At 43.2% G+C, this 14,130-nt stretch carries 10 protein-coding genes; 7 read left to right on the forward strand and 3 right to left on the reverse strand.

Going from position 1 to position 14,130, the window contains the following annotated elements:
- Positions 1 to 510: 510 nt before the first annotated feature.
- From MHB56_RS22310 to MHB56_RS22320, 3 genes are read right to left on the reverse strand one after another with little or no spacing between them, the layout of a single operon-like run.
- Complete coding sequence (locus MHB56_RS22310) at positions 511 to 1,683, reverse strand: glycoside hydrolase family 130 protein (protein ID WP_248547694.1); 1,173 nt, start codon at positions 1,681 to 1,683, stop codon at positions 511 to 513.
- Positions 1,683 to 2,897, reverse strand: coding sequence for an AGE family epimerase/isomerase (locus tag MHB56_RS22315; RefSeq protein ID WP_248547693.1), 1,215 nt, complete (start codon positions 2,895 to 2,897; stop codon positions 1,683 to 1,685). The genes MHB56_RS22310 and MHB56_RS22315 overlap by 1 nt, the downstream gene beginning before the upstream one ends.
- A gap of 21 nt (positions 2,898 to 2,918) precedes the next feature.
- Positions 2,919 to 3,869, reverse strand: coding sequence for a glycoside hydrolase family 113 (locus tag MHB56_RS22320; protein WP_076281104.1), 951 nt, complete (start codon positions 3,867 to 3,869; stop codon positions 2,919 to 2,921).
- Between the two features lie 296 nt (positions 3,870 to 4,165).
- Here MHB56_RS22320 and MHB56_RS22325 point away from each other — a divergent pair, with 296 nt between their 5' ends.
- The 7 genes from MHB56_RS22325 (at position 4,166) to MHB56_RS22355 (ending at position 14,121) form a co-directional block, all read left to right on the forward strand.
- Positions 4,166 to 4,945 carry a response regulator gene (locus MHB56_RS22325; RefSeq protein WP_076126317.1) on the forward strand — a complete coding sequence of 260 codons (780 nt, stop codon included), beginning with the start codon at positions 4,166 to 4,168 and terminating at the stop codon, positions 4,943 to 4,945.
- 319 nt (positions 4,946 to 5,264) lie between these two features.
- Positions 5,265 to 6,632 carry an ABC transporter substrate-binding protein gene (locus MHB56_RS22330; protein ID WP_076134055.1) on the forward strand — a complete coding sequence of 456 codons (1,368 nt, stop codon included), beginning with the start codon at positions 5,265 to 5,267 and terminating at the stop codon, positions 6,630 to 6,632.
- Between the two features lie 128 nt (positions 6,633 to 6,760).
- Positions 6,761 to 7,642 carry a carbohydrate ABC transporter permease gene (locus MHB56_RS22335; protein ID WP_036675555.1) on the forward strand — a complete coding sequence of 294 codons (882 nt, stop codon included), beginning with the start codon at positions 6,761 to 6,763 and terminating at the stop codon, positions 7,640 to 7,642.
- A 3-nt stretch (positions 7,643 to 7,645) separates the two neighbouring features.
- Entirely contained in the window at positions 7,646 to 8,479 is an 834-nt protein-coding gene (locus tag MHB56_RS22340; RefSeq protein ID WP_076126321.1) for a carbohydrate ABC transporter permease, read from the forward strand.
- Positions 8,480 to 8,555: 76 nt separating this feature from the next.
- Entirely contained in the window at positions 8,556 to 9,587 is a 1,032-nt protein-coding gene (locus MHB56_RS22345; RefSeq protein WP_036675546.1) for a glycoside hydrolase family 130 protein, read from the forward strand.
- 1,451 nt (positions 9,588 to 11,038) lie between these two features.
- A complete protein-coding gene (locus MHB56_RS22350) occupies positions 11,039 to 12,001 on the forward strand; it encodes an acetylxylan esterase (RefSeq protein WP_143761917.1) in 963 nt (320 codons plus the stop codon).
- 47 nt (positions 12,002 to 12,048) lie between these two features.
- Positions 12,049 to 14,121, forward strand: coding sequence for a methyl-accepting chemotaxis protein (locus tag MHB56_RS22355; RefSeq protein WP_341144023.1), 2,073 nt, complete (start codon positions 12,049 to 12,051; stop codon positions 14,119 to 14,121).
- Positions 14,122 to 14,130 lie beyond the last annotated feature (9 nt).

Raw genomic sequence — 14,130 nt, forward strand, 5'->3', positions numbered from 1 at the left:
GAGTTAGGGGTTACTGACCTATTTTGAGCTTAATCTATAGGAATTACTCATGAATGGGCTGAAAAGTATGGATGTGCGTCATGTAAAAGGCTTTTTGTGTCGAAAAGGCAAACGGCAAATACTATCAAATACGCAATTAAAACCACAATCAAATACGCAATTAAAACCACAATCAAATACGCAATCAAATACGCATATTAACCTGCTAACGGACACAGCAGACCCTATATGCAGTATTATCCGATATTTACAATGCTAACGGACTCCAGCGCAGCTATCGGCCTAGAAAACGCCCCAAATGGGACTCTTTTCAGGGAATAGCGCCCCTGGAGTCCGAAAACTTACTTTGAAGGCTAAATACATGTGAATAGCGTCATCTGAGTCCTTAAGTTACTCTGGATGATTGATATTCGCTTGAAGCAAACAGTGAATGATCAAAACGCAGAGCAGCGATCCTCCTAATATAGGAGAATCGCTGCTCTGTTGATTTTTAGGGTTTATGAACTTTTTTTACAATGCTAAATTACGATCAATAAGAGCAATACGTTGCTGTACACAAGCATAAGAGCGAAGGGGATCCTCTGGAGTGTTCAGCACATAATCTAACATTTGGTCAACGGTAGTTGTAGCCACATGGATACGAGTGTCGGAGGAGGCGTAGTAAATATAGATTTCACCGTTATCAAGTGCAATCACGCCATTACAGAACACGACATTGGAGACATCGCCGACACGTTCTTCACCGTCTGGTGCGATGAAATGACCACCAGGTGAATGAGTAACTTTGTTTGGCTCATCCAGGTCAGACAAGAAAGCATATAGCACGTATCGGAGTCCAGCAGCTGTGTTGCGTACACCATGAGCAATATGCAGCCAGCCTTTTGCAGTTTTGATTGGAGCTGGACCTTGGCCATTTTTAACTTCCTTGATGGTATGGTAGTAGCGTTCGTCCATGATAGTCTCGCTGGTAATTACGGCATCTTCAATTGTATCCGAGAGTCCCCAGCCAATACCGCCACCGGAACCTGCATCGATAAAGCCATCTTGTGGGCGAGTGTAGAAAGCGTATTTTCCATCTACAAATTCAGGGTGTAGCACGACATTACGCTGCTGAGCAGAGCCTGTTTTGAGATCCGCCAGACGTTCCCAGGTCTTCAGATCTTTGGTGCGAACAATACCACACTGTGCTACTGCGCTAGAAAGGTCACCATGTGGAGCTTCTGGATCTTTGCGTTCTGTACAGAAGAGGCCGTAGATCCAGCCATCTTCATGGCTAACGAGGCGCATGTCGTAGACGTTGATATCAGGAACTTCTGTCTCCGGCAGCACAACTGGATGATCCCAGAAGCGGAAACCGTCCACGCCATTGTCGCTTTCTGCTACAGCGAAAAAAGATTTGCGGTCATTGCCTTCCACGCGAGCAACAAGATAGAATTTGCCATTCAGTGCAATAGCACCCGGGTTGAAGACGCCGTTGACGCCAATTCTTTCGGCAAAATAAGGGTTGGTATCTGGGTTAAAATCATAACGCCAGATTAAGGGCGCATACTCAGCAGTTAGCAGTGGATGAGCATATCGGTCATAAATGCCGTTTCCATAAGGAAGCTTTTCGTTCTTGCGAGCGATCAGGGCTTCATAACGTTCTGTTAATTGTTGTTTGCGTTCTTGGAATAATGATGACATTAGACAGTCTCCTTTATAGTTGATTTCAGTCGTGTGATCATTTCGAAGCAGGCTCTGCTGTTATGATAAGGACATTTCCAGGCGCTAACCTTTGATCCGTGAGGCAGGGGCTGAAGGTTCTCGTCCACGCCCCAGTACCATTCACCCAGCTTGTGATCCACCATGTATTTATCGATAAAAGTCCAGGAGGCTTGGGCAGCCTCATTAAATTTGCTGTCACCAGTCAGCTGATAAGCATTATAGAATCCAACAACCGCCTCAGCTTGCGGCCACCAATCTTTATCTTTGCTCAGCAGTCCGCTTGGGTCAGCTTCATTCCATATCCCTCCATCGCTATCAATACCTTCCGCAAGAACGGCTTCTGCCATGGAGACAGCTACTGTTCGCACACGCTGCAGCAGCTGCTCTTCTCCAAGGGTTTCAGCAGCTTCCACCAGCAGCCAGCTTCCTTCGATGTCATGTCCGTAGGAGATAATATCTGATTTCACATTCCATGCTTCATCTAAGAAAAGATGAAAATGCTGGCCTTCCTGATCAATGATATGATCCAGCATCGTTTCGATTAGCTCAGTTAGCGTGCTCTTTAGTTCCTCCGACTTCCATACTCGATAGAGACCGGTATACGCTTCCAGAACATGCAGATGGGTATTCATAGATTTTTTTTCATTCATATCCTTGCTGCTGAGACTGAGGTTATCAGTAATTTGCCATTCCCGTGATAAAGCTTCGACATAACCTTTATAAATAGAATCATAGCCGTATTTTTCAACTAGCTGGAATAATTGAATCGCATCCTCTAAGACTTCTGGACGTCCGGTCGCATGGTAGAATTCAGCCAGTGAGTAGATAGCAAAGGATTGGCCATAGATCTGCTTTTTCTCTTGAGAAGGTCTGCCCTCAGCATCCACCATCCAGTATAATCCGCCATACTCTTTATCAATGAAGTGTTCCATCAGGTAGGTATAAGCACGTTCTGCCATCGCCAGATATTCCGGTTTACCGTAGATCCGGTAAGCGCTCGCAAAGGACCAAAGGATCCGGGCATTAAGCACAAGGCTTTTCTCTGCGTTAGGAGTAATGTTCAGCTGATTGTCGATTTCACCTATAAAACCGCCGTTCACTTCGTCCTTCGTCTGTTTCATCCAAAAACTAAGAATATTATCCTGCAGCTCATCCTCAAGTTGGGTCAACCATAATTCTGGTGAATTAATCATTGTAATCAGTCACTCCTCACATTATTTGGTGATTTTTGAGGTGAAATATTCGTTGATGATCCCAGCGGCTTGCTTACCGTACATACAGTAATCATCATTCTGTACTGCTTCTTCAATTGGATAAAGATGAGTAGGCCAATCCCAGAGCATAAAGCCCTGAACCCAATCTCTGTGCTCACAGCCTTGAAACATTGCCTGATAGAATTTACTTTGTTCTTCTTGACTTGGTTCGCCCTTTAAGGTCCAATCATTGGGAATCGCGGCGCTTCCGCTCCGGCTTGGGCAACCCGCTTCCATGAAAAAGAACGGCTTATTCTGTGAGTGCACCACTTGCTCAATCCGGTCGAGCTGAGCCTCCCAATCACTAGCTGGATAATACCCACTTGAAGAAATCACATCGAGCGCATCCCACCAGGTTACGTTATCCTCCTGATACTTATCGCAATTATAAGTAAGAATACCTGAGTAGACCTTCCGCACCTCAGCAATAAGCGAACGCCATTCGGCTTCGCGTCTATCCGTCTGTACAAGCTCACAGCCAATACAGAACATTTCACAGCCTGTTTCCTCAGCGATAGCGGCATAGTGCAGAATAAATTTAGTATAAGAGCTGAACCACTCAGACCATTTAGGCTCGCAAGGGACATCCTTATCAAAAAAGTTAATATGGGCACGCCAAGTTCCGTCAGCACAATTAACAATCGGCTTCAGGCATACTTTTAGCTGCAGTGACTTCGCTTTGCTGATAGCCCATTTCACTTCTTCGTCGCTAACGGTTGGAGCCTCCCAGTAGGGAATTTCCGTAGAATGAGCGGTAGCTTGAAGCGCGCTGAGCGCAATGGCCGTCCAGTTCGCTCCGGTGACAGAGGACATTAATTCCAGCGAACACTCAGCTTCTTCTGTTGTCCATGAACCACGTCTACCCGAGAAACCCCAGGTTACGCCTGCAATGTATTCGTTGTTTAACATCATCGAGAATCCTCACTTTACACACAAAAATAGAAAAATTAGCAATCTTCATTTTGTTAGATAGTTATTATTGTTTTGTTAGTTTATAATAACAACTTAATTTAGTTATATACTTTTTCGCAGATGATTTCAAGGACAATTTGTAGTTGAAGCTGGGAAATTTGAATAACTTTAGTTATAGTAAATATAAGACTATAAAAGGGCGCAATCGTACATTGACGTAATACATGGGGAGATACTATTCGTGATGATAGCGCAATCATAATAACTGGCGGATACAACTGGAGGGAATTACTCAAATGATAAATGTTATGATTGCGGACGACGAGGAAGTCATTCGCAGGGGGCTCGAAAAAATCACATCCAGAATGGAAATAGACGTACATGTAATTGGATCTTACGGCAACGGGTTGGAAGCCTGGGAACATTTAGAAAAGTTATCCCGGGAGGATATAGATCTGCTTATTACAGATATCAAAATGCCTAGAATGGATGGTTTTAAGCTGATTGAACAGGCTAGAGACCATATGGAGGATATCCCTATTGCTGTCCTTAGCGGTTTTAGTGAATTTGAATATGCCCGTCGAGCGATCCGTCATGGGGTGATGGATTATTTGCTTAAACCGATTGATAAGACTCAGCTATATGAACTGCTTAAGAGAGTAGAGGATGTAAAGAAAAAGACCGTGACGGAGCATGAGGAGATTTTCTCACAAGCTGCGGATGGTGGAGAACATTATGTAGTTGAGCAGACAAAAAGTATTCTGGAGAGAGAGTATGATCAGAACTTCGAGCTTGAACGTCTAGCGGAGATGGTGGGCATGAATGCGAGTTATCTCAGCCGTTTGTTCAAATTAAAGACGGGGCAGACGATCACAGACTATCTGATTCGGATTAGAATTTCTAAAGCAAAGGAACTGCTAATGGAGCATCCTGACCTGAAAAATTATGAAATTGCCGAGAAGGTGGGTTATAGCGATCCGGTATATTTTAATAAATTGTTCAAGAAAATGTGTGGTATGACACCTAAGGATTATAAAAGCGGCTGTAAATTCCCGAAAATTGAACGTGAGTTTTAGGCATATATAGGAAGTTATTTATTAGGAGGGCGAAAAGCTCTCTTTTTTTGTGGATGTTTTTATAAATTAGATAACAAAATTATTATAAGTAAAACAAAAATAACAAATACAAGACCAGAAAAAGCAATTGAAACCATCGTTTTGCGTCGAAAATAGATTTATAATGGATTTGTAAGCGATATCATCACTTGTTTTCAAGAGTAATTCAGATAATCCGGTATTAATGGCTACTCTTTCAAGTTATGAGTGATGATAAAAGTTATTATTTTTGTTATTTACCTAAAACTAGAGTTGAATTGAAGAGAGGGGTCGTAACAGCATGAAAAAAGGCAAAACAATGATGGGCTTGATGGCACTAACACTTGTGGCGGGATTGTTTAGCGGTTGTTCCTCAAACAACAACACTAACAATGAAGCTGCTAAAAACACAGGAAACAATGGTTCTTCAGCAGAGGCAACTGCTCCAGCTGATGGTACAGCAGCTAAGGATATCAAAGGGGATATCACAGTCATAACGCAAAGAACAGATATTGTTGATACCGTATTCAAAGAGTATGCGGCTAAATTCAATGAGAAATATCCTGATGTAAAGGTGAACTTTGAAGCGCTCGCTACTTACGAAGATCAAATTAAAATTCGTATGAGCACTAGTGATTATGGCGACGTTCTTTTGTTACCTACTAGCATAGCTGTAAAAGATATTCCTGATTTCTTCGAACCCCTTGGCAAGCTTGAAGAAATGAGCAAACAATACACAGGGTTGGAAGAACGTGCAGTAGACGGAGTTGCCTATGGTATTCCGATGACCATCAACTTTAACGGGATTATCTATAACAAACAAGTCTTCAAAGATGCCGGAATTACAGAGGTTCCCAAAACCCCTGAACAATTCTTGACTGCCCTGCAGACTATTAAAGACAAAACACAAGCTGTTCCTCTTTACACAAATTACGCAGCAGGCTGGACATTGACACAATGGGAAGCGGATCTGGCTACAGTAGCTGGTGATCGTGATTATGTAAACATTGCTCAAGTGGCTAGCGACGACAACTATGTAGCGGGTCAACCACACTATGAATTGTACAAAATTTTGTACGATGCAGCACAAAAAGGTTTGATTGAAGAAGATCCAACTACAACAGACTGGGAATCTTCCAAAGCTGATCTGGCCAACGGAAAAATTGGGACTATGGTGCTTGGATCTTGGGCAATTGGCCAAATCAAAGGCCTGGCTACAAATCCAGACGATGTTGGATTTATGCCTTTCCCAACCAATGCGGATAAAATCCTTGTGCCGCTTGCTGGGGACTACAATCTGGGTGTCAGCGTGCACAGTAAAAACAAAGAAGCTGCTAGAGCTTGGGTGGATTGGTTCATCAACGAATCTAACTACCCTACAACTGAAGGCGGCGGTATGAGCCCGGCTATCGGTGCAGAGCTTCCAGAAATCCTGAAACAATATGAAGGTACAGATGTAACCTTTGATACTCTTGCTCCTGCTAAAGCTGGCGAAGAAGGCTGGTCTGATGAAATCGACAAACAAGCTGAGATCGGTGCTTGGCAGCCAGACTTCAAGAAACGGATTATTGAAGCAGCGATTGGCAACAGAAAAGAATCCTATGATGACATCATGAAAGACCTGAACGACAAGTGGAAAGCCGCTCGCGCTAAAGTCACAGCACAGTAACAACTATAAGCTTCTTAGATGCTATAGGCGGTAGTGAATGTGGGAGGGGATATGCTAACAAGCATTTCCCCCTTCACATTTAAACGAGTCTTAAATAAATGAGGATGCTTTTTCTGGAGGTGTATCGGGTGTTTAAGTTTTCAAATTTGAGCTATAAAAATCAAAGAATCGCTATCATCATCTTATTCTCATTAGTGCCGATATTGTTGCTGCTCACATTCGCTTATTATCCAGTCATCAGTATGTTTCGGTACAGCTTCACCAGTTGGAATGGATTGAGCAAAAATATGGAATATGTCGGTTTAGAAAACTACAAGACCATTTTTACGAAACCTGAGTATTTTTCTGTGTTTAAGGTCAGCTTGTATTATTTCTTTACCACCTTTATTCAGATGGCACTTGCCTTGTATTTTGCAACCATCTTGAGCTTTAGTGTTCGCATGAAAAACTTGTTTAAAGGGATTTTGTTCTTCCCAACCTTGCTAAACGGTGTAGCAATCGGTTTTATCTTCCTGTTCTTTTTCAAACCAGATGGAACGTTAGATACGATTCTTAATCTGATTGGGCTTGGCAGTCTGCAGCAGAAATGGCTTCTGAATCCTAACTTGATCAACTTCTCGCTCGCAGGTGCGTCACTGTGGAGATACATGGGAATGAACTTCCTGATTTTCCTCGGAGCTATTTCTTCTATTGGTAAGGATATCTATGAGGCCGCTGAAATTGACGGTGCAAACAGATGGCATCAGTTTATGCATATTATTTTGCCAAGCATTAAACGTATTCTGCAATTGAACTTGATTCTTGCGGTTAGTGGCGCCATTGGGGTATTCGAAATTCCATACGTCATGACAGGCGGATCTAACGGAAGTAGTACATTCGTAATTCAGACGGTCGATGTAGCTTTCAAATACAGCAAGGTTGGTTTGGCATCGGCGATGGCCGTGGTATTGCTGGGTATTGTTATCATCGTTACTATTTTGCAGCGCGTTCTGATCAAGGAGGAGAAATAAACTATGCATTCTGTAAAATATACCACTGCTAGTATATTCAAATATCTCACCTTGATTTTGGGAGCACTTGTAGCTTTGATACCTATCGTGGTCGTGTTTTTCGCTTCATTAAAAACCGGAGCCGAATATGCTTCTACCGGACCGTTAACGCTGCCAGAGAATTGGTTGAATTTCTCCAACTACACTAAGGCTTTTGTAGACGGAAAAATGCTGCTCGGTTTTAAAAATACTGTCATTATCGTTGTGATTTCTATTGCGGGTGCTACGTTGACGGGTTCGATGATGGCTTATATTTTATCGCGCTTCAAATTTAAAGGCAGTAAGATCCTAATTAGTATGTTCCTGATTGCCACCCTGATTCCAGGTGTAACTACACAAGTGGCTACTTTCCAAATCATCAATCACTTGGGATTATTTAATACCAGATGGGCACCAATCGTTATGTACTTGGGCACGGATATTATCGCTGTTTATATCTTCATGCAGTTTTTGGATTCGATCTCCGAGTCACTGGATGAATCCGCGATGCTGGACGGAGCTTCGTATTGGACAATTTATTGGAGAATTATTTTGCCACTGTTGAAGCCGGCGATTGTAACTGTAGTGATCGTGAAGGGTGTTAATATTTATAACGATTTTTATACCCCTTTCCTTTATATGCCGAAAACAGATCTGCAAACGATCTCCACAGCACTCTTTAAGTTTAAAGGTCCATATGGATCGCAGTGGGAAGTAATATGTGCGGCGATTATGATCGCAATTATACCTACATTGGTTGTGTTTACCGCCTTGCAAAAATATATCTACAATGGTTTTTCACAAGGTTCTGTAAAGTGAGCTCAACAGTAAATCTAATAACAGTACTAGATAAAATAGCATACTGAAAAGTTGCATACATTTGGAGGGAAAACTAATGAGTGAAGTAAAATTGGTTGGAGCAAGTGCAATTAACATCCCGAACATGCCTTGGCAAGAAAAGCCTGCTGGCTACGAGAATCCGATTTGGAGACATAATGATAACCCGGTTATCAAAAGAAATCCTGCAAAAGGTGTAGCCCGTATTTTCAATAGTGCGGTTGCTGCGTATGAAGGCAGTTTTATTGGTGTATTTCGTGTAGAAGATAACACTACTCGTCCGCATCTGCGTATGGGACATAGTGTGGATGGTTTGGATTGGAAAATCGATGATGAGCCGATCCGATTTATAGATGAAGAAGGTAATCCTTATCAGCCGCGTTATGCTTACGATCCACGTCTGGTGAAGGTTGAAGATACATTTTATATTATCTGGTGTACAGATTTCTACGGCGCAGCTATTGGGGTAGCAAAAACACAAGATTTCAAAACATTTATCAGCTTGGAAAACCCATTCCTGCCATTCAACCGGAACGGCGTACTGTTCCCTAGAAAAATCAACAACAACTTCGTGATGTTGTCCCGTCCAAGTGACAGTGGCCATACGCCATTTGGTGATGTATTCCTTAGTGAGAGCCCTGACTTCGTATATTGGGGAAAACACCGCCATGTAATGACCAAGGGTGGTCAAGGCTGGTGGCAAAGTGTCAAAATTGGTGGCGGACCAGCGCCGATTGAAACTACTGAAGGCTGGTTGATGTTCTACCATGGCGTAACTGGAACGTGCAATGGTCTTGTGTATAGTATGGGAGCGGTTATTTTGGACATCAATGAGCCCTCGAAAGTAAAATATCGCTCGAAGAACTTTGTATTAACGCCAGAAGAATGGTACGAGGAAAGAGGTTTTGTGAATAACGTCCTATTCCCATGTGCTACTCTGCATGATGCAGAGACCGGCCGTATCGCCATCTATTATGGCGCGGCTGATACTTATGTAGGCGTTGCTTATACAACGGTTAATGAAATCGTCAACTATGTCATCGAAACCCATGAAGAGGTTGGCGATGATGCAGGTTTAGGCAAAATCTAATTGGACTTAATGACCTATATTTTCAGTGAGCTTGCTAGAGTTCCGGAGAATTGCGTAGCGTAGAGTTTGCAAGAAGTGTTTTGGGTTTGGTGTGTTGAATGTTGTTGGGTGTGCTCAGTGCGGAGGTTGCCTTGTGCGACCTCCGTGTTCTGTTGCAGAATGTACAACAGAACAACACATTATCGCCTGTAATAGATAAGTAGCAGGCGAGGGGGGAATTCGGCTCTGTTGGCGATTCTGATCACTCTGTTGTTTAGTCACTCTGTGGCTTGGTCACTCTATGGCTCTGACGTAAATAGTTGCACTTTGTGCACTTAAACTAACATTTCTTTGGTCACTAGGCGATATAGTTGCACTTCGTGCAACTATATCAGCGAAGTAACCACCAAAAGCTCCTTTTGCCGTTTTTTAGTTGTACAAAGTGCAACTAAGAGGAAAACACACATATTCAGCTGAAATAAAGCTGCACAAAGTACAACTCTATGGCTCTGACGTAAATAGTTGCACTATGTGCACTTAAACTAACTATACCTAAGGTGCTAAGCGATATAATTGCACTTCGTGCAACTATATCAGCCAAGTAACCACCAAAAGCTCCTTTTGCTGTTTTTTAGTTGTACAAAGTGCAACTAAGAGGAAAACACACATATTCAGCTGAAATATAGCTGCACACAACTATCCAGCCAGAAGCTGTTACTGTGCCGATTATAAAGAAGTTAATAGGCGAGATGGAAATGTGGGTGTTGTGAAGGCAATAGGAAGGTAGCGGATAAGTGGAATGTGAGTGGTTGTAGAGGTAATAAGAAGGTAGTAGGTACGTGGAGTGTGATTAGTTGTGAAGGCAATAAGAAGATAGCGGATAAGTGGAATGTGAGTGGTTGTAGAGGTAATAAGAAGGTAGTAGGTACGTGGAATATGATTAGTTGTGGAGGTAATAGGCAAGCAGCGAGTGAGTGGTGAATGTGGCTCAGTTGGCGACCTCAGTCAGTCTGTTGCTAAGTTACTCTATGGCTCTGACGTAAATAGTTGCACTCTGTGCACTTAAACTAACATTTCTTTGGTTACTAGGCGATATAATTGCACTTCGTGCAACTATATAAGCCAAGTAACCTCCAAAAGCTCCTTTTACTGTTTTTTAGTTGTACAAAGTGCAACTAAGAGGAAAACACACATATTCAGCTGAAATATAGCTGCACAAAGTGCAACTATCCAGCCTTGGAGCTGCGACTAAACTATCCAGTCGCAGAAAACGCAACTATTGCATCCCACTCCATCGCAACTTTTCCATCCTAACTATCCCATCCCACTATTCCATCGCAACTATCCATACATCAACGGAAAACCCATATGGGGTTTTCCGTTTCTATCTAGCATAGTAACTCTAACGTTGCTTCGCGGTTACGAACAGCAAGCGAACAATATCGTTACATAACTTAAGGAGGAACAATATTTTGGGAAGCGACATGAATTTGTCACAGTTAAAAGAATATAACGGAAGTAGTCCAAAACCGGATGATTTCGAGCAGTTTTGGGAGCGGGCATTGCGTGATCTGGATGCACAGCCGCTGGATTATGAACTGGAACCAGCGGAGTTTGTCAGTGAACTTGCGGAATGTTTTCATTTGTATTTTACCGGAGTTGGCGGTGCAAGAATCCATTGCAAATATGTAAGACCGAAGAACAGCGTACATAAAAAAGGTCCCGGTGTAGTGATGTTCCATGGATACTCCTGTGACAGCGGGGATTGGATGGAGAAGGTGGCTTATGCTGCTCACGGGATTAGCGTCCTGGCGATGGATTGTCGCGGCCAGGGTGGCCTCTCCGAAGATAACCTTACCGTAAAAGGGACTACGATACGCGGACATATCATTCGAGGGATGGATGATCCTAATCCTGATAACCTTTATTATCGCAATGTGTTTTTGGATACGGCACAGACTGCCCGAGTTCTGATGTCTATGGATGAAGTTGATCCTGAACGTGTAGGTGCCTTTGGACTATCTCAAGGTGGAGCGCTGACTGTGGCTTGTGCAGCATTAGAGCCTCGTATAAAAATAGCCCTGCCTGTATATCCCTTCCTTTCAGATTATAAACGTGCTTGGGAGCTGGATATTACCACTTCAGCTTATGAGGAGATCAACTATTATTTCCGTTTTTTTGATCCCCATCATTTGCGTGAGGATGAGATTTTTAATAGGCTCGGTTATATCGATATTCAGAATCTTGCCGAAAGAATACAGGCTAAAGTACTGTGGGTTACCGGGTTATCCGATACGATTTGTCCACCTTCAACTCAATTTGCCGCATACAATAAAATACTAGCGTCCAAAGAGCTTATGGTTTATTATGAGTACGGTCATGAGTATTTACCATATCTTGCCGATCGGGCGTTGGAATTGTTCATGACCTTGTAAGAGATAAGCCAGCAGGCATAACTGAAGACAACGGTGGTGAACAATTGATGAAGTCGCAAGTAAAAAAAGAAAAGGCGCATTTCCAGCTGCACCCTGCCAAATCGATTGGGGTGCGGCTTTTTCTCATCTTCTTCATCTCAACAATGGTACTCGTTCTCTCACTTGGCTACATTTCCTATTCCGTAGCTAAGCAAACGATCGAGAATAACGCGCTGTCAGCCAATCAACAGACAGTCGTCCAAGCTGCAGAGAAGTTTGATGTTGAATTATTGCGTTATGAGGATGGCCTAGGAAGAATTCTTTACAACAATGAGATTCAGGATGCACTCAAACAAGGGAATAATCCCACTACAAGTAATGAGGAACGTAATTTGCAGTCCAACCAGATTAGCGCCGAGCTAAATGCCTGGCTGACCGCATCAAAGGGGGTAGAAGCTGTATACCTCATCCCGATGAATCAGGAAGTCCCTACTTCGTCAGCGGGATCAAAAGACAGCGCTTTTATCAAAGAATTCAGAGAGTCCTCATGGTTCAAGCAGCTTGAGGAGCAACCACAAACATTGTGGATTCCCCGAACAGAACAGGGGCAAGCCGGAAATACTTCGGGTATGTTTCATTTGGCACAATCGATAGCTGGGGATACACAAAGCCCGGGATACATAATTATCTGTGATATTAGAATTAGTGAATTAGAAAATCAGCTTCGTAAAGTTGATCTCGGACCCAGCTCTTACATGCAATTGCTGACGGATAAGGATGAATTGATCGCATCGTCCCAGCAAGTGGGAACAGATACTTATCTCAGTCTGGGAGGGACTCTTCTTCATGGTTTGGAGCATGAGGCTGGGTCATTGCCAACGAAGGATGAGAAAGGAAAATCCATTCTGGCTGTGTACGGGACGATGGAAAGCTCCAGCTGGAGATTGCTTGGTGTTGTTCCGGCTGAGAATCTTACGAAAGACGCACTTCGTATTCTAAAAACTACATATATTATTGTTGCGGTGGCTGCTATTGTCGCCATTCTAATTGGTTACTGGATGTACAGAATGGTATCTAAGCCCTTGACCCGACTTAAGGATCTAATGTCTCAAGGGGCAGATGGAAATCTTGGAGTACGTACGGATATTACCTCACGAGATGAAATTGGTCAGTTATCGGGTTCCTTTAATAGGATGATGGAACGGATCACAGAACTGGTAATCCATACTAATGAAACCGCGAGGAAGGTAATGGAAACTGCCGATGAACTTAGTAGAGTATCGCGTAAGACAGCGATGGCAGCCAAAGAGATTGCCGCAGCAACAGAAGAAATTGCCGGAGGTTCAGGCAGCCTAGCTTTGGAGGCGGACCAGGGTAACGAGCTTACGGGGCAAATTTCGGTGCAAATGAACAAAGTGAACTCAGCTACGCATGAGATGGATCATACCGCACATAGTATCGGCGTGCTTAGTGAAGAAGGTTTTAATGAGTTAAAAGAGCTGCTTGGTAAAACCAATAAGACGGGTGACATGACGAATAAGCTCGTGTTGAAAGTGAATGAGCTGCAAGACACCACATCATCAGTGATGAAGGTGCTTGATGTTATGCAGAATATTACACAGCAGACGAATATTTTGTCTCTAAATGCAACGATAGAAGCGGCAAGGGCAGGGGAGTCCGGCCGGGGATTTATGGTAGTGGCCGATGAAATACGCCAGCTTGCAGATCAGTCCAAAGAATCCATTGCTGTGGTGGCTAATATAACTGACACTATTATGAAGGATATGAACGAGACCGTAGGTGTTCTCTCGGAAGTAGCCCCTCTTTTTAATCAGCAGGTGACTTCAGTGGAGAGCACTAGCGATATCTTCGTATCTGTACAGGATCAGATGCGTCATTTTATTACACGCTTGGAATCTGTTGCTTTATCGATGGATAGCTTGAGCCAATCCCAGAAGGTGCTGTCAAATTCGATGGGCAATATCAGCTCCATTGCAGAAGAATCATCAGCAGCTTCTCAAGAAGTGGCTTCGCTTAGTGGGGAGCAACAAAGTGTGAGTGATCATTTAGTGGAGCTGTCTGAGCAGCTTGAGCATGCGTCCCGGCAGTTGCAAGAAAAACTGTCCAAATTTAATTTGTAACTTTGCATA

The sequence above is a fragment of the Paenibacillus sp. FSL H8-0315 genome (assembly GCF_038005365.1).
Classification (GTDB): domain Bacteria; phylum Bacillota; class Bacilli; order Paenibacillales; family Paenibacillaceae; genus Paenibacillus_AQ; species Paenibacillus_AQ odorifer.

Excerpts from the sequence above, each read along its gene's own strand:
- MHB56_RS22310 (WP_248547694.1), bottom strand. The coding sequence starts at position 1,683 with ATGTCATCATTATTCCAAGAACGCAAACAACAATTAACAGAACGTTAT.
- MHB56_RS22315 (WP_248547693.1), bottom strand. The coding sequence starts at position 2,897 with ATGATTAATTCACCAGAATTATGGTTGACCCAACTTGAGGATGAGCTG.
- MHB56_RS22320 (WP_076281104.1), bottom strand. The coding sequence starts at position 3,869 with ATGATGTTAAACAACGAATACATTGCAGGCGTAACCTGGGGTTTCTCG.
- MHB56_RS22325 (WP_076126317.1), top strand. The coding sequence starts at position 4,166 with ATGATAAATGTTATGATTGCGGACGACGAGGAAGTCATTCGCAGGGGG.
- MHB56_RS22330 (WP_076134055.1), top strand. The coding sequence starts at position 5,265 with ATGAAAAAAGGCAAAACAATGATGGGCTTGATGGCACTAACACTTGTG.
- MHB56_RS22340 (WP_076126321.1), top strand. The coding sequence starts at position 7,646 with ATGCATTCTGTAAAATATACCACTGCTAGTATATTCAAATATCTCACC.
- MHB56_RS22345 (WP_036675546.1), top strand. The coding sequence starts at position 8,556 with ATGAGTGAAGTAAAATTGGTTGGAGCAAGTGCAATTAACATCCCGAAC.
- MHB56_RS22355 (WP_341144023.1), top strand. The coding sequence starts at position 12,049 with ATGAAGTCGCAAGTAAAAAAAGAAAAGGCGCATTTCCAGCTGCACCCT.